The sequence below is a fragment of the Pseudomonas mosselii genome (genome assembly GCF_019823065.1).
Taxonomy (GTDB): Bacteria; Pseudomonadota; Gammaproteobacteria; order Pseudomonadales; family Pseudomonadaceae; genus Aquipseudomonas; species Aquipseudomonas mosselii.
This window is the reverse complement of record NZ_CP081966.1, coordinates 4,811,100-4,832,096: the sequence shown is the minus strand read 5'-3', so window position 1 is coordinate 4,832,096 and position 20,997 is coordinate 4,811,100. Positions and strand designations below refer to the sequence as shown.

The following is a 20,997-nucleotide window of genomic DNA, read 5'->3' as shown; positions in this document are numbered from 1 at the left end:
ATAACCGATAACACATATCTTGATAATTCAGTTAACAGATATTGTCGCTGCCCCTAAACTATCGCGCAACTGCGCGTCTTGCGCGCGCCGCGTTTTCCTTCAGGAGCCCCATCGATGAGCAACATGAACCACGAACGTGTCCTCAGTGTGCACCACTGGAACGACACCCTGTTCAGCTTCAAGTGCACCCGTGATCCGGGCCTGCGCTTCGAGAACGGTCAGTTCGTGATGATCGGCCTGCAGCAGGACAGCGGCCGTCCGCTCATGCGCGCCTACTCCATCGCCTCGCCGAACTGGGAAGAGCATCTGGAGTTCTTCAGCATCAAGGTGCCGGACGGCCCGCTGACCTCGCAGTTGCAGCACCTGAAGGAAGGCGACGAGATCATCATCAGCAAGAAGCCTACCGGTACCTTGGTGCTGGATGACCTGAACCCGGGCAAGCACCTGTATCTGCTGAGCACCGGCACCGGCCTGGCGCCGTTCATGAGTGTCATCCAGGACCCGGAGACCTACGAGCGCTTCGAGAAAGTGATCCTGGTTCACGGCGTGCGTTACGTCAACGAAGTGGCCTACCGCGAGTTCATTACCGAGCACCTGCCGCAGAACGAGTTCTTCGGTGACGCGGTGCGTGACAAGTTGATCTACTACCCGACCGTGACTCGCGAGCCTTTCGAAAACCAGGGGCGCCTGACCGACCTGATGCGCAGTGGCAAGCTGTTCAGCGACATCGGTCTGCCACCGATCAACCCGCAGGACGACCGCGCGATGATCTGCGGCAGCCCGAGCATGCTCGACGAGACCAGCGAAGTGCTCGACAGCTTCGGCCTGAAGATCTCCCCGCGCATGCGTGAGCCAGGTGACTACCTGATCGAGCGTGCGTTCGTCGAGAAGTAAGGCGAGCGGCAGGCATTAAAAACGCAGGCTTGGCCTGCGTTTTTTTATGCCTGGAATGTGGGTCTTATCGACACCCCATTACTCCGGCGTCACCTCCAGCACCCGAATCACATCCGGCTGCGGATAATGCCAGCGCACCTGCACATCCCAGAACTTCACCCCATACACTCGTTCGGGCGGTGGCACCTGGTAGGCCGGGCGTGGATCCTGGGCCAGGCACTGCTCGATCAGCTCGACCAAGGGTTCGCCCAGGCGCAGTGCGTGGGTGTGTGCCTGTGGCAGTGCGCTCTCGCTCCATTGCACCCTGATCAGCTCCGGCGCATCACTGGCCATCAGGTTCGATGCCTCGGCGACGCTGTCCGCATACGGCACGTAAGGCTTGATATCCAGCACCGGCGTACCGTCCAGCAGGTCGATCCCCGACAGCAGCAGACGCCCCGGTTCGACGCCTTCCAGGCGCACCACCGACTGGCCGATGCCATTGGGCCTGTGGGTGGCCCGGGTGGCGAACACCCCCATGCTCTTGTTGCCGCCCAGGCGCGGTGGCCGCACCTTCAGGCGTGGCTTGTCTTCCAGTGCCTGGTGGAACAGGAACAGCAGCCACACATGGCTGACCTGTTCCAGCCCTTCGACGGCATCGCCCTGGTCAAAGGGCGGCAGCAGCTCCAGCACGCCACGGGCGGCCGGCGCCAGCTGGGGCTGGCGCGGGATGGCGAACTTTTCCTTGAAGCAGGAACGGACGATGCCGACCGGCGAGACGCTATGCTGCATCACGGCTCAGCCGCGCACGCGCAGGGTCAGGCCCTTGAGGAAATTGCGCAGCAACTGGTCGCCGCAGGGCCGGTAGTTGTCGTGGCCGACCTTGCGGAACAATGCGCTCAGCTCGGGCTTGGACACCGGGAAATTGACTGACTTGAGCACTGCGTGCAGGTCGTCTTCCTTCAGCTCGAAGGCCACCCGCAGCTTCTTGAGTACGGTGTTGTTGGTCACCGGTACTTCGATCGGCTGCGGTGGGCGGCTGTCGTCACGACCGCGACGGTGGATCACCAGGCCGTCGAGGAAGTGCGCCATGACCTTCTCCGGGCAGCGCACGAAGCCAGGTTCCTCTTCTTTCTTGACGTAGCCGGCGATGGCCTCGGCGGAAACTTCCAGGCCCGAGAGCTTGATAATCTCGGCCAGCTTCTGGTCGTTGGCCTTGAGCATGTAGCGCAGGCTGCGCAGTACATCGTTGTGGTTCATTGCAGCGAATCCTGTTCTGTTGCCGTGTCAGTCTTTGCGCGGCGGTAATGCTGGGCTCTGTACGAAATGTATCTGCACTCGCCCATACTGCGTTGAAACGGGGCTCGGAATGCTCATGTACTCCAGTACACTCCGCTTCCCCCCGTTTCGCCTTGTCTGGCCTTCGCGCAGACACATTTCGTACAGACCCTAGAAGCGTTCTGTAGCGGCCACATAGCGCCACTGGCCCACTGGCAGCTTGCCCATCGACACGCCGCCCAGGCGAATGCGGCGCATCGCCAGGACCTTGAGGCCGGCGGTTTCGCACAGTTGTTCGATCAACCCGGGCTGCGGGTTCTTCAGGACCATGCGCAGGTGCTGTTCGTTCTGCCAGCTGGCCTTGGCCTTCGGCAGTTCGACGCCCTTGCGCTCGACACCGCGGGCCAGACGCTCGAGAGCGCCTGGCTTGGCTTCACCGCTGACCTGGACGATGTATTCCTGCTCCATTCGGCGCAGGTCGGCGTCGAGCTTGCGGGTCACCCGCCAGTCCTGGGTGAACAGTTGCAGGCCGCTGGCGCCTGGCAGCAGCGGGGCGACACAGGCCTGGCGGGCGAAATGCCCGTGCAGCGGGCGCACGCCTTCGCGGTGCGCTTCGCTGAGGCTGGCCATGCTCACGCCCGCCTGGGCGCTGGCGACGTCCTGTCCGGCCTGCTGGTTGAGCAGCAGTGTCACCGGTTCAAGCGTTTCGGCACGGGCGCCCGGGAGCAGTTCGATGCGTTGCCCGGCGACCTTGAACTGCGGCTGTTCGACCACCTCGCCGTCGACCGTTACCCAGCCTCCCTCGATGTACAGTTCGGCCTCTCGGCGGGAGCAGCCAAGCTGTTCGATGAGGCGTTTGGAGAGACGAATGGGTTCGGACATGGACACGGGCATCACGCGGTAGGGAAAGCTTTCATTGTACCTGCCTGCGCAGGGTAGCGGCTGCAAATCGATGTCATTTGCGCCATTTCGGAGCGGGGTGGTGGTTTCCTTGGCTTTTGTCCTAGGACGTTGTACGAACTAGCCTCATGTGCAGCAGGGGATAGGGCTGCCCCAGGCCGTCGGTTTCCGAGCGCCCGTACACCTCGAAGCCTTCGTGCAGATAAAAGCCCAGGGCCTGCGGGTTCTGCTCGTTGACGTCCAGGCGTTCGGCATTGAGCTCTCTTACAGCATGCCGCAGCAGGCGTTGGCCAATACCCTGGCCACGGTACTGCGGCGCGACGAAGAGCATGTCGACACGGCCATTGGCCACGCCGGCGAAGCCGAGGATGCGTCGCCTGGCGTCCTTGCAGCAGACCAGCATCACCGCGTCGAGGTATTTGCGCAGCACATGCTCGCGCAGCAGCACGATGTAGCCGTCGGGCAGGAAGTCGTGGGTGGCGCGCACCGACGCCTCCCACACCCGCACCAGTTCGGGGTAGTCGCTCAAGTGGGGCGTTTGCAGCGTGACGGTGGGCGACATCCTGTGATCCTCGGGGCCATTGAGGAAAACATAGATGCAAAAAAATACCCCGCCAGTGGGCGGGGTATCTTCAGGCGAGCATCGCTCAGACGGGCTCGGCCCACATGTCGTACTCGTCGGCATCGACGATGCGGCAACGGACCTTGTCGCCCGGCTTGAAGCCGTGGTCGCCGTCGATGAACACGTTGCCGTCGATTTCCGGTGCGTCGAAGAAGCTGCGACCGACCGAGCCCTGCTCCTCGACCTCGTCGATCAGCACTTCGATCTCCTTGCCGATGCGCTGTTGCAGGCGCGCGGCGCTGATCGCCTGCTGGTGGGCCATGAAGCGGTCCCAACGTTCCTGCTTGACGTCGTCCGGTACTTCATCCAGGCCCAGGTCATTGGCCGGGGCGCCTTCGACCGGCGAGTACTGGAAGCAGCCGACGCGGTCGAGCTGGGCTTCGGTCAGCCAGTCGAGCAGGTACTGGAAGTCTTCCTCGGTCTCGCCGGGGAAGCCGACGATGAAGGTCGAACGGATCACCAGCTCCGGGCACTGCTCGCGCCAGCTCTTGATGCGCGCCAGGGTGCGGTCTTCGAAGGCCGGGCGCTTCATCGACTTGAGCACCTTGGGGCTGGCGTGCTGGAACGGAATGTCCAGGTACGGCAGGATCTTGCCGGCTGCCATCAGCGGGATCACGTCGTCGACGTTCGGGTACGGGTAGACATAGTGCAGGCGCACCCAGGCGCCCAGGCTGCTCAAGGCCTCGCACAGCTCGAGCATGCGGGTCTTGACCGGGCGGCCGTTCCAGAAGTCGGTCTTGTACTTGACGTCGACGCCGTAGGCGCTGGTGTCCTGGGAAATCACCAGGATCTCCTTGACGCCGGCCTTGACCAGGCGCTCGGCCTCGCTCAGCACTTCACCGACCGGACGGCTGACCAGCTTGCCGCGCATCGACGGGATGATGCAGAAGCTGCAGCTGTGGTTGCAGCCTTCGGAAATCTTCAGGTAGGCATAATGGCGCGGGGTCAGCTTGATGCCTTGCGGCGGCACCAGGTCGATCAGCGGGTTATGGTCCTGGCGTGGCGGCACCACCTCGTGCACGGCGTTGACCACCTGCTCGTACTGCTGGGGGCCACTGACCGACAGCACGCTGGGGTGCACGTTGCGGATATTGCCTTCCTCGACACCCATGCAGCCGGTGACGATGACCTTGCCGTTCTCCTTGATCGCCTCGCCGATCACTTCCAGCGACTCGGCCTTGGCACTGTCGATGAAGCCGCAGGTGTTGACCACCACCACGTCGGCGCCATCGTAGGTAGGCACGACTTCATAGCCTTCCATGCGCAGCTGGGTCAGGATGCGCTCGGAATCGACCAGGGCCTTGGGGCAACCCAGGGAAACGAAGCCGACCTTTGGGGTGGCGGGAGTGGTGGACATGGCTAACCTCGGTATTGAATACAGGTCGCCCGACCGGTAACGGGGGCGATCCTGGCGGACGCTTTTGGCGCCTCTGATCAAAAAGTGCGCAATTCTAGCGAGCGCAAGGTCGCTTTACCAGCAGAAATACGACGAACGCTGCGCTATGCTTCGCGCCGTTGCGCCGGGGCATCCGGGATGGCCCGGCGCGGGTAGGAATTCAACCGGTCTAGATGGCCGTCTGCGGGAGTGGTCGATGGTTCAGGCAAGCAGTCACGCCGAAGGCGGACAGGGCGCGGCACGGCCGCTGGGCCTGCTGGTGGCAGCTGTTGGGGTGGTCTATGGCGATATCGGCACCAGTCCGCTTTACACCCTCAAAGAGGTCTTTACCGGTGGTTATGGCGTACAGGTCAACCATGACGGGGTGCTGGGCATCCTGTCGTTGATCCTCTGGTCGCTGCTGTGGGTGGTGTCGTTCAAGTACGTGATGTTCATCCTGCGCGCCGACAACCAGGGCGAGGGCGGCACCATGGCCCTGACCGCGTTGGCGCGGCGGGCCACGGCGCAGTACCCGCGGTTGCGCATGCTGATGGTCGGTTGCGGCCTGGTCGGCGCCTCGCTGTTCTACGGCGACAGCATGATCACCCCGGCGGTGTCGGTGCTCTCGGCGGTGGAGGGCATGGGCCTGGCGTTCGAGGGTATCGATCACTGGGTGGTGCCGATTTCGCTGGTGGTACTGGTGGCGCTGTTCCTGGTGCAGAAACACGGTACGGAGAAGATCGGCAAGGCCTTCGGCCCGATCATGGTCGCCTGGTTCCTGGCCCTGGCGGCGCTCGGGGTGCACGGCATCTCGCAGAGCCCGGAAGTGCTCAAGGCCTTCAACCCGGGCTGGGCGCTGAACTTCTTCATCGTTCATCCGGGCATGGGGGTGGCGATTCTCGGTGCTGTGGTGCTGGCGCTGACCGGCGCCGAGGCCCTGTACGCCGACATGGGCCACTTTGGCCGCAAGCCCATCGCCCGCGCCTGGTTCGCCCTGGTGCTGCCGGCGCTGGTGCTCAACTACTTCGGCCAGGGTGCGATGCTGCTGCAGAACCCGGAGGCGGCGCGCAACCCGTTCTACCTGCTGGCGCCGAGTTGGGCGTTGCTGCCGCTGGTCGGGTTGGCCACCATGGCCACGGTGATCGCTTCGCAAGCCGTGATTTCCGGTGCCTTCTCCCTGACCCGACAGGCCATCCAGCTGGGCTACGTGCCGCGCATGCAGATCCAGCACACTTCCAGCGACGAGCAGGGGCAGATCTACATCGGCGCGGTGAATTGGACGCTGATGGTTGGCGTGGTGCTGCTGGTGATCGGTTTCGAGTCCTCCGGCGCCCTGGCCGCCGCCTACGGCGTGGCAGTGACCGGCACCATGTTGATGACCACGATCCTGGTGTCGGCGGTCATGCTGCTGCTGTGGAAGTGGCCACCGGTGCTGGCGGTGCCGCTGCTGGTGGGCTTCCTGCTGGTCGACGGGCTGTTCTTCGCCGCCAACGTGCCGAAGATTGTCCAGGGTGGTGCCTTCCCGGTCTTGGCCGGGATCGTGCTGTTCGTGCTGATGAGTACCTGGAAGCGCGGCAAGCAGATCCTGGTCGATCGCATCGACGAAGGCGCGCTGCCGTTGCCGGTGTTCATCAGCAGCATTCGCGTGCAGCCGCCGCACCGGGTGGAGGGCACCGCGGTGTTTCTCACTGCCCGGCCCGATGCCGTGCCCCATGCGCTGCTGCACAACATGCTGCACAACCAGGTGTTGCACAGCCAGGTGGTGCTGCTGACGGTGGTCAGCGAAGACCGGCCCAGGGTGCCGGAGCACGAACGGTTCGAGGTGGAAGCCTATGGCGACGGGTTCTTCCGGGTGCTGCTGCACTTCGGCTTCATGGACGAGCCAGACGTGCCGGCGGCGCTGAAGCTGTGCCACCTGGACGCGCTGGACTTCAGCCCGATGCGCACCACCTACTTCCTCAGCCGGGAAACGGTGATCGCCTCGCGCCTTGAAGGCATGTCGCGCTGGCGCGGGAACCTGTTCGCGTTCCTGCTGAAGAACGCCAACGGCAACTTGCGGTTCTTCAACCTGCCGCTCAATCGGGTGATCGAGTTGGGGACACAGGTCGAGATCTAAGCTGGGTCAGGGCCGCGAAGCGGCCCTTTTCCCTGTCATTTTTCAGCGACGTTGGCCTTTCCCTGGCGGGTCTCGATCTCGCCGATCAGACGCTTGGCCAGCGCCGGGTAGTTCTCGTCGAAGTGGTGGCCGCCCGGCAGCTTCATGCGCTCGCCCACGGCTGTCTTGTCAGTGCAGCCGCTCTCGTCGGTCTCTTCGACGCCATAGATGCACACCACCTTCGCTGCTGGCAACCTGGCCATCTCAGGTCCGGTCGGCGCCTCCTGGCCTTCCTTGCCCAGCCAGCCCTCCACCTCGATCTCGAAGCTGCCGCTGCGGGCGAAGGCCAGCAGGATCACCGCGTCGATACGCTTCTGGTCTTCCTCGGAGAGGCGGTTGTAGATGGCCGGCAGCACATCGGCGCCGAACGAGTAGCCGGTCAGCACGAAGCGCTTGGTGCCCCATTTCTGGCGGTAGTGTTGCATCAGTTCGGACAGGTCGGCGGCGCTCTGTTCCGGGGTCTTGTGCTGCCAGTAATAACGCAGGGTGTCGATGCCGACCACCGGGTAGCCGAGCTTGGCCATCTCGCCGGCCACGTCGCGGTCCAGGTCGCGCCAGCCGCCGTCGCCGGAAAGGAACAGGGTCACGGTGTCGGTGGTCTGCCCGGCCGGAACTTCCACCACCGGGATCGCCAGGGCGTTGCCGTCATGGCCGACCAAGGCCTGGGTCAGTTGGGCCTTGAGCACCTGGGGCAGGTGGATGTCGTAGTCGGCGATGCTGGTCTCGGCGTTGGCCTGGTCGCGCACGAAGGCGGCGCTGGCGTCATCCGGGTTGTCGTTCCAGGCCACGTTCCAGTGGCCGTGGGCGGCGGACTTGGGCAGGGCGACCTGGCAGCCGGGCTGCTCGACGGTAAAGTCCACCGAGATGGCCCGGGCCTCGTCGTCGCCTTGTGCGGCCAGCCAGCGCCAAGCCTGGGCCGCGCCCGGGCCGATGCCGGCGACCAGGGTCGGTTTGTCGGCCAGGCGGGTGAGGGCCTGGTCCATCGCCGCCTGCTGCTTGGCGCAGTCGGCGGGCGGCAGGACCACCTGCACCAGCTGAGCCTCGCCGGCCTGGCTGAGATCGAGCAGTTGCTTGTCGGTCAGGGCTTGGGCCTGGGGCACGCCGATGGCCACCCGGGCCTTGGCGTGCACGCCGGGGGTGGCGCGGGTCAGGGCACTGCCGTCGTCGAGGGTGAGGTGCTCCAGGCGCGCCTCGGGCGCCGGCCGGGTCCACAGCCAGAAGGCCGCGCCGCCGGCCAGCACGGCCAGCAGCAGGGGAATCAGTACGTACAGCCAATAGCGTCGGATCATCAACGTTTCACCAATCCAGTCAGGCCGCCAGCGATCAGGGCGGCAGTATCAGCCAGTGCCACGAGCGGGTCGAGCCCGGCCGGCACGGCCATGTAGCGGGGTTCCCAGTCCGGCTGGAACTTGTCCTTGAAGCGCCGCAGGCCCTGGAAGTTGTAGAGCTGCTCGCCGCGCTGGAACACCATCGAGCCCAGACGCTGGGTCAAGGGGGCGCCACGGCGTGGCTGCAAGCCGGAGAGAGGGACCATCCCCAGGCTGAATCGGCCATAGTCATGGCTCTTGTAGTGCAGGATCAGGCCGACCATCATGAATTCCATGGTCAGTTTCGGTGCTTCAGGGTGCGCACGCATCAGGTCGAGGCTGGCCAGTTCGTTGCTGCGGGTTTCCAGCAGGTTGGCGAAGGCCACCGGACGGCCCTGGAAGCGGATCAGCGCGATGCGGAAATGCTGCAGGTACTCGGGACTGAAGCGACCGAGGGAGAAGCCTTTCTCGCGCACATTCTTGCCGTCAAGCCAGGCGTCGGAGATTTCCTTGAGCTCGGCCAGCGGCGCTTGACCAGGCTCGTGGATCTCCAGGCTCAGCCCGTCCCGCCCGCCTCGGTTCCAGGTGTAGCGCAGGTCCTTCATCTCCTTGCCCTTGGCTTCGATGTCGAAGCGCCGCAGGTCGACCCGGGCCTCTTCGCCGAGCTTGATCGCGGTCAGGCCGATGTCCATGTAGAACGGCAGGTTCTCCGCGCGTACCTGGTAGAACACCGGGCGTGCATGATGCAGGTCGCACAGGTCGCGGAACTGCCAGATCATCTCGGCGCGCTCCTGGGCCGGGCCGATCGGATCGTACAGGGCCACCAGGCTGCGGCCACGGCGGGCATACATGAGGAAGGCGTTGTCGTTGGGGTGGAACAGCAGCGCCTTGTCGCCGGTCAGGGCCAGGCCGCCGTCGGGCTGGTCGGAAGCCAGCAGGATGCGGTTGGCGCGTTGCAACTCGTCGTCGGTTGGCAGATGGATGACCGGGCGGGCGGTGCGCAGCAGCCAGGTCAGGGCGACGATCACCAGCAGCACGGCGCTGCCGAGGGCGGCGCGCAGGCCGCGCGGCGCGTCGGCGTCGAGGGTGAACTGCCACCACAGCTTGTGGGTGTAGGGCACGTCCTGATAGGCAAACAGCAGCAACCACACCGAGGCACCGACCACGCAGGCGCTGGCTACCAGGTACACCGGCGAGAACGGGAGCTCCAGCAGACGGCTGGGGCGGTAGAACGAGCGGCGGAACAGGGCGAGCAGGGCGGCGGTGAAGCACATCAGGCTGGCTTCTTCCCAGTCGAAGCCCTTGAGCAGCGACAGCACCGCGCCCACCAGCAGCAGCACCGTGGTCAGCAGCCAGGCGGCCGAAAGGCGCCGGCGCAGGCCCTGGGCGAGCAGCAGGCAGAGCACGCCGATCAGGCTGGCACCGAAGTGCGAGGCATCGATCAGGCGGTGCGGAATCAGAAAACCCATGTGTTCCAGACGGCTGTCGATCTCCGGGGTGGCGCCGGAGAACAGCAGCACCACACCGGAGAGAAACACCAGGATTGCCAGCACCGGCGCGGCCAGGCCGGAGGCGGCGCGGATCGCCTGCTGGGCGACCATCAGGCGCCGGGCCTCGTTGGCCAGCAACAGCACACAGGCCAGCAACAGTGGCAGGACCACGTAGATCAGCCGGTACAGCAGCAGCGCGGCAGCCAGTGGCGCGGCCCCCAGCTGGTTGGCGAAGGCCGCCAGCAGGATCGCCTCGAACACGCCGACGCCGCCCGGCACATGGCTGAGCACGCCGGCGGCGAGGGCCAGCAGGTAGACCAGCACGAAGGCGCCGAACGGCGGCGCTTCCGGTAGCAGCAGATAAAGCACGGTGGCGGCGGCGGCGACATCCAGGGCAGTGATCAGCAGTTGCAGCGCGGTCAGGCGCGCACCCGGAAGGCGCAGAGTACGACGGCCGAACTGCACCATCAGGCTGTCGGCCAATGGTTGTTCGGGTAGGCGCCGGCGATACAGGCCCATCACCACGGCTGCGGCGGCCACCAGCACGGCAATTGCAATCCCGCCCAGCAGTGGCGCGGGCAGACGTAGCGCGGTTGCCGCCGCCGGCAAGTCGCTCAGGGTGGCCAGGGCAGCCAGGGGGGGGAGGGCGCATCCCAGCGAGAGGCTGGCAAACACCGTCATGCGCGCGACTTCCGCGGCGCCCAGGCCTTGGCGCGCATAGAGGCGATATCGGACCGATCCGCCGGACAGCATCGACAGGCCAATGGCGTTGCCGATGGCGAAGGCACTGAAGCCGCCGAGCACCAGGATGCGGGGTGGCAGTTGCACGGCCGCATAACGGCTGGCGGACCATTCGTAGCCCAGCAGGATCACGAAACCGATCACGGTGGCCAGTATTGCGCCGATCAGCGAGCGTGCCGGTACTTCGAGCATGGCGTCATGCAGCGCGTAGATATCCAGCTCGCTCAGCAGGTGACGGCAGGCAATCAGGCCCATGGCGAACAACACCAAGGTCACTGCCAGCCCAATGGGCTGGCGGTACTTGCTCAGCCGCTCCAGCCAGGGCAGGCGCTGAGCCGCCGTGGGCAGGGCCGCTGTCAATGGCGCCTGGGTTTCGGGAGTGGGGGCGGTCATGGGGTGCCTCGTGCAGTCTGCGCGAGGTGGAGGCGAGGTACGGCCAAGTGAAAGTCCCTTTGGAAAACGTATCCGAATATTACTCCGGGCCGGCGTCTTAATCTGTTTCAGGATAGTTAAAGATAGTTCATTCAGCCGCAGGGTCGGCATGGGAGCGAGGAGAGCGGGGAGGATTGTCTTTTACAGGGCGCTGAATGCAACAAACCCCGCGCTATCTTGCGATAGGCGGGGTTCGTTCTGACGAATATGGTTGCGGGAGCCGGATTTGAACCGACGACCTTCGGGTTATGAGCCCGACGAGCTACCAGGCTGCTCCATCCCGCGTCAGAGGGGCGCATTATACGGATTGGCCGTGAGTTGTCAAGTGCGTACGTTAAGTACCACGTCGCTTGGCTGATCAACAGACAATAAAAAGGCCACTGTCGAAACAGTGGCCTTTTTTTGAATCTGGTTGCGGGAGCCGGATTTGAACCGACGACCTTCGGGTTATGAGCCCGACGAGCTACCAGGCTGCTCCATCCCGCGCCTGTGGAATCGAATTGTACGGATTTTGTACTGGGAGTCAAGCGTTACTGTTTGATTTTTCGAATGTTTTTACTGATCGATAATCAAGAGAAAATAAAAAAGGCCACTGTCGAAACAGTGGCCTTTTTTGAATCTGGTTGCGGGAGCCGGATTTGAACCGACGACCTTCGGGTTATGAGCCCGACGAGCTACCAGGCTGCTCCATCCCGCGCCTGTGAGATCGAATTCTACGGATTTCCTTTCCGGTGTCAAGCATTAATTCAAAAAAATCCTTTTTTGTTCAAACCCTTAGCGTCTCAAATCGGCACGCGGCTCAGTCGCGACGGGGCTTGCAGGCCGATCGTCCCGCGCAGGCTGTTTCGTGGCAGGGGCATGGGATACTATCTGTATGAATTTACAGTAGTGGCTGTCGTCCATGTCCCTGCGCAAGATCATCCACATTGATTGTGACTGTTTCTACGCCGCCATCGAGATGCGTGACGACCCGCGCCTGGTCGGTCGACCCATGGCGGTGGGCGGGCAGCCTGGGCAGCGTGGAGTGATCGCCACCTGCAACTATGAGGCGCGCGCCTATGGCGTTCGCTCGGCGATGGCATCCGGGCATGCGCTGAAGCTGTGTCCGGACCTGGAGATCGTCAAGCCGCGCTTCGAGGCCTACCGCGAGGCGTCGCGGGAGATTCACGCGATCTTTCGCGACTACACCGAGTTGATCGAGCCGTTGTCCCTGGACGAGGCCTACCTGGATGTCAGTGACAGCCAATGGTTCGCCGGCAGCGCCACACGGATTGCCGAGGACATTCGCCGTCGGGTGGCCCGGCAGTTGCACATCACGGTTTCTGCCGGTGTGGCGCCGAACAAGTTCCTGGCCAAGATTGCCAGTGACTGGCGCAAGCCCAACGGCCTGTTTGTCATTACCCCGGACCAGGTGGAGGCGTTCGTTGCCCATCTGCCGGTGGCGCGCTTGCATGGGGTTGGCAAGGTGACAGCGGACAAGCTTTCGCGGCTGGGGATCGATACCTGCCTGTCGCTGCGCGACTGGTCGCGGCTGGCGTTGGTTCGCGAGTTCGGCAGTTTCGGCGAGCGCTTGTGGGGGCTGGCGCGGGGGATCGACGAGCGTGCGGTGCAGAACGACAGCCGGCGGCAGTCAGTCAGCGTCGAGAACACCTATGACCATGACCTGCCCGACTTGAACAGTTGCCTGGATAGACTGCCGGAGTTGCTGGCCAGCCTGAACGAGCGGATTGCGCGGATGGACAGCAGCTATCGGCCCGACAAGCCCTTCGTCAAGGTCAAGTTCCATGACTTCAGCCAGACCACCCTGGAGCAGGCGGGAGCGGGGAGGGACCTGGAAAGTTACCGGCAGTTGCTGAGCCAGGCGTTTGCCCGGGGTGGCAAGCCGGTACGTTTGCTGGGCGTTGGCGTGAGGCTGCGCGATCTGCGCGGGGCGCATGAGCAGTTGGAGTTGTTCGCAGATATATAGAAGAAGGGCTGCAAAGCAGCCCTTTTTCGTATTACTGCGCGCCCGGATCGGCCACCAGGCGTCCGGTGGCCTTGGTCAGTGTCTGCAGGAACTCCTGTTGCAGCTCCGGATCGTTGCGGGTCAGCTCGATCAGGCTCTGCTCCAGTTCACTGGCTTCTTCTTCCAGACCCAGTTCCGACAGGCGCTTCACCCGGTGGACCCACTGGCCGACATCATCGTCCTCGAGATCGTCGAAGATCAGCTCATGGGCCTCGAGCAGCTTGCCGCGCAGGTTGCCGCTGACCAGCAGGCTGGCATCGCCGCGCACCTGGTTGTCCTCGTCGACCACCTGCAGGTGCAGGGTGCCGATATGGTTGAGGTTCTGCTCGGAGAACGGGCTATCGAGCAGGTTCAGGCGTAGCACACCGTTCTTGTCGGTGGTCAGCTCGTGAGTCATCTTGCCGGCTTTGACCTCGACCAGACGTTCGTTCCACGGCAGGCTGATGGACTCCTCGCGCTTGCCCTTCTCGATCTCGTCGATGCCGGCCAGGTTCTGCTGGGCGCGACCGTTGGACTGCACGTTCATGAACGGGTTGACCCCCGCCAGGCCATAGCTGAGCCAGTCGTGGGTGACGCTGTCCGGCAGGTTGCCCAGAGCGAACACGTTGACCACGTTGGCACCAACGCCGGCCACCACCGCCACCGCGCCCAGCGGGATCTCGTAGATCTCCCGCCAGGGTTGGTAGGGTGTGTAGCGGTCGTAGCGGCGGGTCACCTCGAACTCGGTGACCTCGAAGCGCTTGAGCTCATGGATGCGTACACGTCGTTGCGGAAGCTCCATCACCTTCGGCTCGCCGACATCGATCTGCAGACTGTGCTCGAGCAGTTTGCGCTCGACGCGCTCCTCATGATCGCTGCGCTGGGACATCTGGTTGGCGCAGCCGCCGAGGAGCAGGGCGCCGCACAGTGCGGCGCCCCCCAGGGTGTAGGTACTTCGCTTGGACATGATCACTCGCGTAACGGGTTATCAGCGGCGGATGCGGGCCTGCAGGAAGGTCAGCACGTCATCGAGCGGCAGTGCCTGGGCCTCCGATTCGGTGCGGTGCTTGTACTCCAGGTTGCCTTCGGCAAGGCCCCGGTCGCTGACGACGATGCGGTGCGGAATGCCGATCAGCTCCATGTCGGCGAACTTGATGCCGGGGCTGGTCTTCTTGTCGCGGTCGTCCAGCAGTACCTCGTAGCCGGCGGCGGTCAGTTCGGCATACAGCTTGTCGGTGGCTTCGCGGACTACGTCGGTTTCGTAGCGCAGCGGTACCAGGGCGATCTGGAACGGGGCCAGGGCGTCGTTCCAGATGATGCCTTTTTCGTCATAGCTCTGCTCGATGGCGGCGGCAACCACGCGGGACACGCCGATGCCGTAGCAGCCCATGGACAGCACCACAGGCTTGCCGTTCTCACCCAGTACCTGGCACTTGAGCGCCTCGCTGTACTTGGTGCCGAGCTGGAAGATGTGGCCGACTTCGATGCCGCGCTTGATCACCAGGGTGCCCTGGCCGTCCGGGCTCGGGTCGCCCTCGACCACGTTGCGCAGGTCGGCGACCTGTGGAACCGGCAGGTCGCGCTCCCAGTTGACGCCGAAGTAGTGCTTGTCGTCGATGTTGGCGCCGATGCCGAAGTCGCTCATCAGGGCGACCGAGCGGTCGATGATGCACTCCAGCGGCAGGTTCAGCGGGCCGAGGGAGCCTGCGCCGGCACCGATGGCGGCGCGCAACTCGGCGTCGGACGCCATCACCAGCGGATCGGCGACCTGTTCCAGCTTGGCGGCCTTGATCTCGTTGAGTTCGTGGTCGCCACGGACGATCAGGGCGACCAGCTTGCCTTCCTCGGCGCCGTGCACGATCAGGGTCTTGACGGTCTTCTCGATCGCCAGGCCAAAGTTTTCCACCAGTTCGGCGATGGTCTTGGCGTTCGGGGTGTCGACCAGGCGCAGCTCTTCGGTCGGCGCCGGACGCACGGTTTCACGCGGGATGGCCTCGGCCTTCTCGATGTTGGCGGCGTAGTCGGAGGTGTCGCTGAAGATCACGTCGTCCTCGCCGGAGGAGGCGAGCACGTGGAACTCGTGGGAGTAGCTGCCACCGATGGAGCCGGTGTCGGCCTGCACCGGACGGAAGTCCAGGCCCAGGCGGGTGAAGATGTTGGAGTACGCCAGGTGCATGCGGTCGTAGGTTTCCTGCAGGGAAGCCTGGTCGGCATGGAAGGAGTAGGCGTCCTTCATGATGAACTCGCGGCCGCGCATCAGGCCGAAGCGCGGACGGATCTCGTCACGGAACTTGGTCTGGATCTGGTACATGTTCAGCGGCAGCTGCTTGTAGCTGGACAGCTCGTTGCGCGCCAGGTCGGTGATGACCTCTTCATGGGTCGGGCCGACGCAGAAGTCGCGCTGGTGGCGGTCCTTCAGGCGCAGCAGCTCGGGGCCGTATTGCTCCCAGCGGCCGGATTCCTGCCACAGTTCAGCCGGCTGGATGCTCGGCATCAGCACTTCGAGGGCACCGGCGGCGTTCATTTCCTCGCGGACCACGGCTTCGACCTTGCGCATCACCCGCAGGCCCATCGGCAGCCAGGTGTACAGGCCGGAGGCCAGTTTGCGGATCATGCCGGCACGCAGCATGAGCTGGTGGCTGATGACCACTGCATCGGCAGGGGTTTCTTTCTGGGTGGCGAGCAAATATTGACTGGTGCGCATGGTGGGCCGTGTCGATTGCCTGAATGTGAAATGACCCCGCATTGTACGGGGGCGAAACGAAAGCGTACAGAATGCAGCAGTCAGGCTTTTCTGTCAGCCAGGAAAAAGCCCGGCGATTGCCGGGCTTCTTCATTTACAGAGCGATGCAAGCGCGGGCTTACAGGATGCTCAGCGGGTACTCGACGATCAGGCGCAGTTCGTCCAGCGACGGGGAACCATAGTAGACACCGTCGGCGGAGCGGTAGGTGGCTTGGCGCACGCGGAAGCTCAGGTCTTTGGCCGGGCCTTCCTGGAGTACGTACTTGATGTCGATGTCGCGTTCCCATTCCTTGCCGTTGGTGGTGCCGGCGACGTTGGCGTCGCTGCCGCGGGCGTAACGGGTCATGAAGGTCAGGCCTGGAATGCCGTACTCGGCAAAGTTCAGGTCGTAACGTGCCTGCCAGGACTTCTCGTCTTCGGCGTTGAAGTCGGAGCGGGCGATGGAGTTGGCCAGGAACACGGTGCCGCCGCCGTCGATGCCGTAAGCGTAGTCGCCATCACCGGTGACCTTCTGGTAGGCGAGGGTGAAGGTGTGCGCGCCTACGTTATAGGCGGCCGAGAGGCTGAAGGCTCGGTTGTCGAGCTTGTCGCCATCGAACGCCTTGACGTTGGCGGCGCCGCTGCTCTTGGTGTCGTAGATGTTGAAGTCGAATACCAGGCCTTGTTTATCGGACAGCGGTACTGCCCAGTTCACGTTGGCGTAGTATTTGCGCCAGTAGTCTTCGACTTTGGAGTAGTAGAGGCTGGTGCTCAGGCCGTCGGTGATGGCATAGGTGCCGCCGAAGATGTTCGCTTCGGTCAGGCCGCCGTTCTTGATGCCGGCATCGTTGCGTCCGCGGATACTGTCCTTGTAGCTCTGGGCTTGTGCGTCGAGGCGAGTGAAGTGACCCGCGTTGAGCTCAAGGCCTTCGATCTCCTTGCTGGTCAGCAGGAAACCCTCGGCGGCTTCAGGCAGCAGACGGCTATCGTCAGTGGCGAAGACTGGCAGTGCAGTAAACTGACCGCCGAATTTCAGCACGGTGTTGGAGATGCGAGCTTTTACCGCGCCGTAGCCCTTGGAGTAGCTATCTTCCGGGCGGCCTTCGGAGTCGACCGGGAACAAGCCGGTGTTGGTGGTTCCGCGGCCGCCATCCAATTTGATGCCCAGCAGGCCGATGGCGTCGACGCCGACGCCAACGGTGCCTTGGGTGAAGCCGGATTCGAAGGTGCCAATGAAGCCTTGGCCCCATTCGGCTTGACGGCTCTGGCGGTCACCTGTCTCCGGGTCACGGTCATCGTTGCGACGGTCGCGGCTGAAATACAGGTTGCGCATTTTCACGTTCAGCGTGCTGTCATCGACGAAACCCTTGGACTCGTCCTGCGAAGAGGCGACAGCCAGTTGCGAAGTCCCTGCCGCTACGGCCAGGGCGATCATGCTCCACTTCATCACGCGCATCGTGATTTGCTCCTTTGGTTTTTAGGAAGAGTACCGCCGCACCCGGGTATTTTAGTTATGGGGCCGGCTCTTTCTTGTTATGTCGGCGAAAATGTATATCACGCGGACTATTCTTGGCGATATGGGCAGAAACAACCTTTCGGTAACTTTATGGCCATGTCGCTGTTGGTTGTCTCCATGTCGCAAATCACGCCTGTCATATAAGGGCGTACAACTCCAGCGCTGTCTCGAAACCGTCATTTTTGTATAAATACAAAGTACGGCTTGTGAAACTCCCTGGTTTATCCGATGCCGCTGTTGTTATTTGTCGCGTCCACCCTGCAATGCAGGGGTCGTGCCGACTTGGCGTGAAACGAATGCAACAAGCGTGCTCAAAATCACGAACGCTTGATGAAATTTTCACATTTGCCTTGAGCGGGGCTGGGAAACCTCCGCAAACACGGGGCGCGACCGGTTCGTCGGTGGGTCGCGATCCCTCCTTGTGTTTGCTTGTGAAGCTGCCTTCCAAGTCAAGGTGTTACCGCCGATTGTTTATCCTGGCTGTTTTATGTGAAGGATGTGTGGCGAAGGTCTGGCGAGCGGCATCATTTTGGTGCGAAAAGTAGCGCAGTGTTACCGAAGCAGGGCGTTGATGTTGTCATTCGCGTGCCACAAATGCCCAGGATCGACGTCGACGGGTGTGGCAGCGGTCGAAGCGGAGTATCCTTGCGCGCCTGTGCCCGACCGCTCGGAAGGGCAGAATCGCTTTAAGGAGGTTTGCCGTGTTCACCCTCGATTCGCGTCTGCAGGAGGATTCCCTGGTGCTGGGCGACCTGCCGCTGTGCCGCCTGCTGCTGAGCAAGGATGCCAACTACCCTTGGTTCATTCTGGTGCCGCGTCGCGCCGATATCACCGAAGTGTTCGAGCTCGAGGAGGCCGACCAGCAGCAACTGTGGGTCGAGACCACCGCCCTGGCCGAAGCGCTGAAGGATGCCTTTGCCGCCGACAAGATGAATGTCGCGGCGTTGGGTAACGTGGTCAGCCAGTTGCACATGCATGTGATCGTGCGCCGCCAGGGTGATGCTGCCTGGCCTGCCCCGGTTTGGGGCAAGGTGCCGGCCATCGGCTACACCCAGGAACAGATCGACGGCATTCGCCAGCAAGTGCGTGCGCTGCTGGGCGAAAGCTTCAAGGGGGCTTGAGGATGTCGCAGGAGCTGGAAATGCGCATGGTCGAACTGGAGACCCGTCAGGCGTTCCAGGACGACAGCTTGCAGGCGCTCAATGATGTGATTGTCGAGCAAAGTCGAGTAATCGAACGCTTGCAATTGCAGATGGCGGAGCTGATCAAGCGCTACGAGGAAATGGCCGGCCAGCAGGGCGGCGGGGAAGAAGAAGCGCCGCCGCCTCATTATTGAGCGCGGCGGCGGCAAAGGGTCAGCGGCGGGCGACGGCGACCACGTCTTCGGCCTGCAGGCCCTTGTCGCGGTGCATCACCGAGAACTCCACGCGCTGGCCTTCGACCAGCACCCGGTGGCCTTCGCCACGGATGGCGCGAAAGTGCACGAAGATATCGTCACCGGAGTCGCGGGAGATGAAGCCGAAGCCCTTGGAGGTGTTGAACCACTTCACGGTGCCGGTATCGCGATTGCCGGCGTCATGCGAAGTGCCTTGGGTGGAGCGGGCCTTTCGCGTGCCGCGAACGAAGCCGGCAATCAGGTGCAGGGCGCAGGCCAGGACAGCACAGGCCAGGGCTGGCAGGTTGCCCAGCTCCGGACGGGCCAGCAGGGTGACGGTCTGCAGCACCACAGCCAGCACCAGCAGCAGGCTGGCGGCGTGTTGCAATTGCTGACGCATGCCTTTGTAGTACTGCGGCAGTACCGGGGCAATGACCAGGTTGAGCAGTCCGAGCAGCGCCAGGTAGACGGCTTCGGGTTGTTGCAGGAAGGGTGTTGCGTCAGCTTTCAGGCTGGGTATGAGCGATAGCAGCAACGCCGCCAGGCCCGTCACCAGATGGACGATCTTGAACATTGGTTTGGCTCACATTGATAAGGCCGATCACAGGATGAGCTGGTCGCACGGTGCGCGTGAACGGTAGGCGCGAAAACGTGGCGGGCCAGCCTATGCACCCGGCACTGACAATCCGCACGGGTGGCACACTGCCTATTTAACAGCAAAGGCGCAGGCTTCTCAAACCGGTTGGCACGGGCGGCCCTGTGCCGCATGCGCCGGGCGGCAACTCTTGTTAGAGTGTTTGCTGCCCGCTTGATGATCAAGCCTTATGGAAAGGGGAGCTTCATGGCAATCGATATCGGTATCAGTGAAGAAGATCGCAAGTCCATCGTCGATGGGTTGTCCCGCCTGTTGTCGGATACCTATGTGCTGTATCTGAAAACCCATAACTTCCATTGGAACGTCACCGGTCCGTCGTTCCGCACCCTGCACCTGATGTTCGAGGAGCAATACAACGAGCTGGCCCTGGCGGTTGATTCGATCGCCGAGCGCATTCGCGCACTGGGCTTCCCGGCGCCGGGTTCCTATGCCTTCTATGCCCGCCACTCCTCCATCAAGGAAGAGGAGGGGGTGCCGCCTGCCGAGGAAATGATCCGCCAACTGGTGCAGGGGCAGGAGGCGGTGGTGCGCACCGCGCGCAGCATCTTCCCGGTGGTGGACAAGGTCAGTGATGAGCCGACCGCCGACCTGCTGACCCAGCGCATGCAGGTCCACGAGAAAACGGCGTGGATGTTGCGGGTCCTGCTCGACGGGAACTGATTGCCGGTTGCTTGTCGTTCTGCCGAATGCACCCGGGCCCGATACCGTTCGGCGGTATCGGGCCCGGGTGTTTGTGGGGAAGGCTTTGCCGCTGCTATCGGCCTGGTGGGTGGCGCTTCATGACAGTCATGGACCCGTTTGCTGACGAACGGGGTGTGTTTCGTGACGATGGGGCGGTGCGATGGGCGATCCGATGCGTGGTATCGATGGCAATGCAAGGCAGGGGGGAGGCAGTCCCCGGATTGATCCGTTCAGGCGGGATTTCGACATGGCCCAGGCCGGCCCCGTGTCACGCTCGGTGCGGCTCAACGGCTTTGCCACCTGCCTGCGCCTGGAGGTGGTGTACTGGCGCATCCTGGAGCGCATCGCCCAGGCCAACCGCTGTTCGGTGAGCGCCGTGCTGTCCTATGTGGATCGTGAGGTGCACCTGCGTCATGGTGGGGTGCGCAATTTCAGCGGCTTGGTCAGGGTGATCTGTGTCGCCTGGCTGCAGGAAGCGCGGGACGCGCACTGATCGCCGGGCTGCGCTGCTCTTCTTTACCATATATAATCCCGCTCTTTGCTGCCCTGGGCAGCGTGCGATGTGGTTGACGAGAGACACCCATGCCCCTGTATGACTATCAATGTGCATCCTGCGAACACCGAATGGAGGTGTTGCAGAAGATCAGTGCCGCGCCGCTGACCGATTGCCCGGCGTGTCAGGCGCCGGCATTGAAGAAGCTGCTGTCGGTCCCCGGCTTTCGCCTGAGTGGCAATGGCTGGTACGAGACCGACTTCAAGACCGGGGCAAAAAAGAATCTGGCAGGCGGCGACAAGGCCGACTGAGTTGAATTGCACCCGCCGGGTCTTGCAGTATTAGCCCCTTGGGCGGCCAAGACCTCCACCGAACACACGAATCACGAGAAGCGAAAC

At 63.2% G+C, this 20,997-nt stretch carries 19 protein-coding genes and 3 tRNA genes; 8 read left to right on the top strand and 14 right to left on the bottom strand.

The genetic code is table 11. The annotated features are described in order from the left end of the window. The first annotated feature begins 114 nt into the window (after positions 1-114). Positions 115-894, top strand: coding sequence for a ferredoxin-NADP reductase (fpr, locus tag K5H97_RS22445; RefSeq protein WP_028690607.1), 780 nt, complete (start codon positions 115-117; stop codon positions 892-894). Positions 895-972: 78 nt separating this feature from the next. Here fpr and tsaA read toward each other — a convergent pair whose 3' ends face one another. The 5 genes from tsaA to rimO all read right to left on the bottom strand — a co-directional run bounded on the left by tsaA (position 973) and on the right by rimO (position 5,030). Then, entirely contained in the window at positions 973-1,665 is a 693-nt protein-coding gene (gene tsaA, locus K5H97_RS22440; protein ID WP_028690606.1) for a tRNA (N6-threonylcarbamoyladenosine(37)-N6)-methyltransferase TrmO, read from the bottom strand. A gap of 6 nt (positions 1,666-1,671) precedes the next feature. Further along, positions 1,672-2,133: a YehS family protein gene (locus K5H97_RS22435; RefSeq protein ID WP_028690605.1), complete on the bottom strand. Its 462-nt coding sequence runs from the start codon at positions 2,131-2,133 to the stop codon at positions 1,672-1,674. Positions 2,134-2,322: 189 nt separating this feature from the next. Then, positions 2,323-3,033, bottom strand: coding sequence for an rRNA pseudouridine synthase (locus K5H97_RS22430; protein ID WP_028690604.1), 711 nt, complete (start codon positions 3,031-3,033; stop codon positions 2,323-2,325). Between the two features lie 121 nt (positions 3,034-3,154). Next, positions 3,155-3,613: a GNAT family N-acetyltransferase gene (locus K5H97_RS22425; protein ID WP_028690603.1), complete on the bottom strand. Its 459-nt coding sequence runs from the start codon at positions 3,611-3,613 to the stop codon at positions 3,155-3,157. Between the two features lie 85 nt (positions 3,614-3,698). Beyond that, positions 3,699-5,030 carry a 30S ribosomal protein S12 methylthiotransferase RimO gene (rimO, locus tag K5H97_RS22420; RefSeq protein ID WP_028690602.1) on the bottom strand — a complete coding sequence of 444 codons (1,332 nt, stop codon included), beginning with the start codon at positions 5,028-5,030 and terminating at the stop codon, positions 3,699-3,701. A 235-nt stretch (positions 5,031-5,265) separates the two neighbouring features. Between rimO and K5H97_RS22415 the strand changes: the two genes are divergently transcribed. Continuing rightward, positions 5,266-7,164, top strand: coding sequence for a potassium transporter Kup (locus K5H97_RS22415; RefSeq protein ID WP_028690601.1), 1,899 nt, complete (start codon positions 5,266-5,268; stop codon positions 7,162-7,164). A 35-nt stretch (positions 7,165-7,199) separates the two neighbouring features. On the opposite strand, the gene K5H97_RS22410 is transcribed toward K5H97_RS22415, so the two are convergent. The 5 genes from K5H97_RS22410 to K5H97_RS22390 all read right to left on the bottom strand — a co-directional run bounded on the left by K5H97_RS22410 (position 7,200) and on the right by K5H97_RS22390 (position 11,870). After that, positions 7,200-8,492, bottom strand: a complete 1,293-nt coding sequence (locus tag K5H97_RS22410; RefSeq protein ID WP_028690600.1) for a virulence factor family protein — start codon at positions 8,490-8,492, stop codon at positions 7,200-7,202. Beyond that, a complete protein-coding gene (gene mprF, locus K5H97_RS22405) occupies positions 8,492-11,134 on the bottom strand; it encodes a bifunctional lysylphosphatidylglycerol flippase/synthetase MprF (protein WP_028690599.1) in 2,643 nt (880 codons plus the stop codon). The genes K5H97_RS22410 and mprF overlap by 1 nt, the downstream gene beginning before the upstream one ends. Positions 11,135-11,381: 247 nt before the next feature. After that, a tRNA-Met gene (locus tag K5H97_RS22400) sits at positions 11,382-11,458 on the bottom strand. 124 nt (positions 11,459-11,582) lie between these two features. Continuing rightward, a tRNA-Met gene (locus K5H97_RS22395) sits at positions 11,583-11,659 on the bottom strand. Positions 11,660-11,793: 134 nt separating this feature from the next. After that, a tRNA-Met gene (locus tag K5H97_RS22390) sits at positions 11,794-11,870 on the bottom strand. Positions 11,871-12,080: 210 nt separating this feature from the next. Here K5H97_RS22390 and dinB point away from each other — a divergent pair. Then, positions 12,081-13,139 carry a DNA polymerase IV gene (gene dinB / locus K5H97_RS22385; RefSeq protein WP_162175258.1) on the top strand — a complete coding sequence of 353 codons (1,059 nt, stop codon included), beginning with the start codon at positions 12,081-12,083 and terminating at the stop codon, positions 13,137-13,139. A 31-nt stretch (positions 13,140-13,170) separates the two neighbouring features. Here dinB and K5H97_RS22380 read toward each other — a convergent pair whose 3' ends face one another. From K5H97_RS22380 to K5H97_RS22370, 3 genes are all read right to left on the bottom strand, one after another. After that, positions 13,171-14,124: a hypothetical protein gene (locus K5H97_RS22380; RefSeq protein ID WP_028690597.1), complete on the bottom strand. Its 954-nt coding sequence runs from the start codon at positions 14,122-14,124 to the stop codon at positions 13,171-13,173. A 21-nt stretch (positions 14,125-14,145) separates the two neighbouring features. Next, the gene (locus K5H97_RS22375) at positions 14,146-15,861 is read right to left on the bottom strand and encodes a proline--tRNA ligase (protein WP_028690596.1); all 1,716 of its coding nucleotides are present in this window, start codon (positions 15,859-15,861) and stop codon (positions 14,146-14,148) included. Positions 15,862-16,018: 157 nt separating this feature from the next. After that, a complete protein-coding gene (locus K5H97_RS22370) occupies positions 16,019-17,335 on the bottom strand; it encodes an OprD family porin (protein WP_028690595.1) in 1,317 nt (438 codons plus the stop codon). 761 nt (positions 17,336-18,096) lie between these two features. Here K5H97_RS22370 and K5H97_RS22365 point away from each other — a divergent pair. Next, the gene (locus tag K5H97_RS22365; RefSeq protein ID WP_028690594.1) at positions 18,097-18,516 is read left to right on the top strand and encodes an HIT family protein; all 420 of its coding nucleotides are present in this window, start codon (positions 18,097-18,099) and stop codon (positions 18,514-18,516) included. 2 nt (positions 18,517-18,518) lie between these two features. After that, positions 18,519-18,731: a SlyX family protein gene (locus tag K5H97_RS22360; RefSeq protein ID WP_036986089.1), complete on the top strand. Its 213-nt coding sequence runs from the start codon at positions 18,519-18,521 to the stop codon at positions 18,729-18,731. 19 nt (positions 18,732-18,750) lie between these two features. On the opposite strand, the gene K5H97_RS29875 is transcribed toward K5H97_RS22360, so the two are convergent. Continuing rightward, positions 18,751-19,344, bottom strand: a complete 594-nt coding sequence (locus K5H97_RS29875; protein ID WP_028690592.1) for a cold-shock protein — start codon at positions 19,342-19,344, stop codon at positions 18,751-18,753. A 267-nt stretch (positions 19,345-19,611) separates the two neighbouring features. On the opposite strand from K5H97_RS29875, the gene K5H97_RS22350 reads away from it, so the two are divergent. The 3 genes from K5H97_RS22350 (at position 19,612) to K5H97_RS22340 (ending at position 20,910) form a co-directional block, all read left to right on the top strand. Then, a complete protein-coding gene (locus K5H97_RS22350) occupies positions 19,612-20,085 on the top strand; it encodes a Dps family protein (RefSeq protein ID WP_028690591.1) in 474 nt (157 codons plus the stop codon). Positions 20,086-20,278: 193 nt separating this feature from the next. Next, positions 20,279-20,599, top strand: a complete 321-nt coding sequence (locus tag K5H97_RS22345) for a ribbon-helix-helix domain-containing protein (RefSeq protein WP_051555674.1) — start codon at positions 20,279-20,281, stop codon at positions 20,597-20,599. 89 nt (positions 20,600-20,688) lie between these two features. Then, a complete protein-coding gene (locus K5H97_RS22340; RefSeq protein ID WP_003254776.1) occupies positions 20,689-20,910 on the top strand; it encodes an FmdB family zinc ribbon protein in 222 nt (73 codons plus the stop codon). Positions 20,911-20,997: the final 87 nt, after the last annotated feature.

What these genes read in the sequence shown, in the direction of transcription:
- fpr (WP_028690607.1), top strand. Translation starts at nt 115, where the DNA reads ATGAGCAACATGAACCACGAACGTGTCCTCAGTGTGCACCACTGGAAC.
- tsaA (WP_028690606.1), bottom strand. Translation starts at nt 1,665, where the DNA reads ATGCAGCATAGCGTCTCGCCGGTCGGCATCGTCCGTTCCTGCTTCAAG.
- K5H97_RS22435 (WP_028690605.1), bottom strand. Translation starts at nt 2,133, where the DNA reads ATGAACCACAACGATGTACTGCGCAGCCTGCGCTACATGCTCAAGGCC.
- K5H97_RS22430 (WP_028690604.1), bottom strand. Translation starts at nt 3,033, where the DNA reads ATGTCCGAACCCATTCGTCTCTCCAAACGCCTCATCGAACAGCTTGGC.
- K5H97_RS22425 (WP_028690603.1), bottom strand. Translation starts at nt 3,613, where the DNA reads ATGTCGCCCACCGTCACGCTGCAAACGCCCCACTTGAGCGACTACCCC.
- rimO (WP_028690602.1), bottom strand. Translation starts at nt 5,030, where the DNA reads ATGTCCACCACTCCCGCCACCCCAAAGGTCGGCTTCGTTTCCCTGGGT.
- K5H97_RS22415 (WP_028690601.1), top strand. Translation starts at nt 5,266, where the DNA reads ATGGTTCAGGCAAGCAGTCACGCCGAAGGCGGACAGGGCGCGGCACGG.
- K5H97_RS22410 (WP_028690600.1), bottom strand. Translation starts at nt 8,492, where the DNA reads ATGATCCGACGCTATTGGCTGTACGTACTGATTCCCCTGCTGCTGGCC.
- mprF (WP_028690599.1), bottom strand. Translation starts at nt 11,134, where the DNA reads ATGACCGCCCCCACTCCCGAAACCCAGGCGCCATTGACAGCGGCCCTG.
- K5H97_RS22380 (WP_028690597.1), bottom strand. Translation starts at nt 14,124, where the DNA reads ATGTCCAAGCGAAGTACCTACACCCTGGGGGGCGCCGCACTGTGCGGC.
- K5H97_RS22375 (WP_028690596.1), bottom strand. Translation starts at nt 15,861, where the DNA reads ATGCGCACCAGTCAATATTTGCTCGCCACCCAGAAAGAAACCCCTGCC.
- K5H97_RS22370 (WP_028690595.1), bottom strand. Translation starts at nt 17,335, where the DNA reads ATGCGCGTGATGAAGTGGAGCATGATCGCCCTGGCCGTAGCGGCAGGG.
- K5H97_RS22360 (WP_036986089.1), top strand. Translation starts at nt 18,519, where the DNA reads ATGTCGCAGGAGCTGGAAATGCGCATGGTCGAACTGGAGACCCGTCAG.
- K5H97_RS29875 (WP_028690592.1), bottom strand. Translation starts at nt 19,344, where the DNA reads ATGTTCAAGATCGTCCATCTGGTGACGGGCCTGGCGGCGTTGCTGCTA.
- K5H97_RS22350 (WP_028690591.1), top strand. Translation starts at nt 19,612, where the DNA reads ATGGCAATCGATATCGGTATCAGTGAAGAAGATCGCAAGTCCATCGTC.
- K5H97_RS22345 (WP_051555674.1), top strand. Translation starts at nt 20,279, where the DNA reads ATGCGTGGTATCGATGGCAATGCAAGGCAGGGGGGAGGCAGTCCCCGG.
- K5H97_RS22340 (WP_003254776.1), top strand. Translation starts at nt 20,689, where the DNA reads ATGCCCCTGTATGACTATCAATGTGCATCCTGCGAACACCGAATGGAG.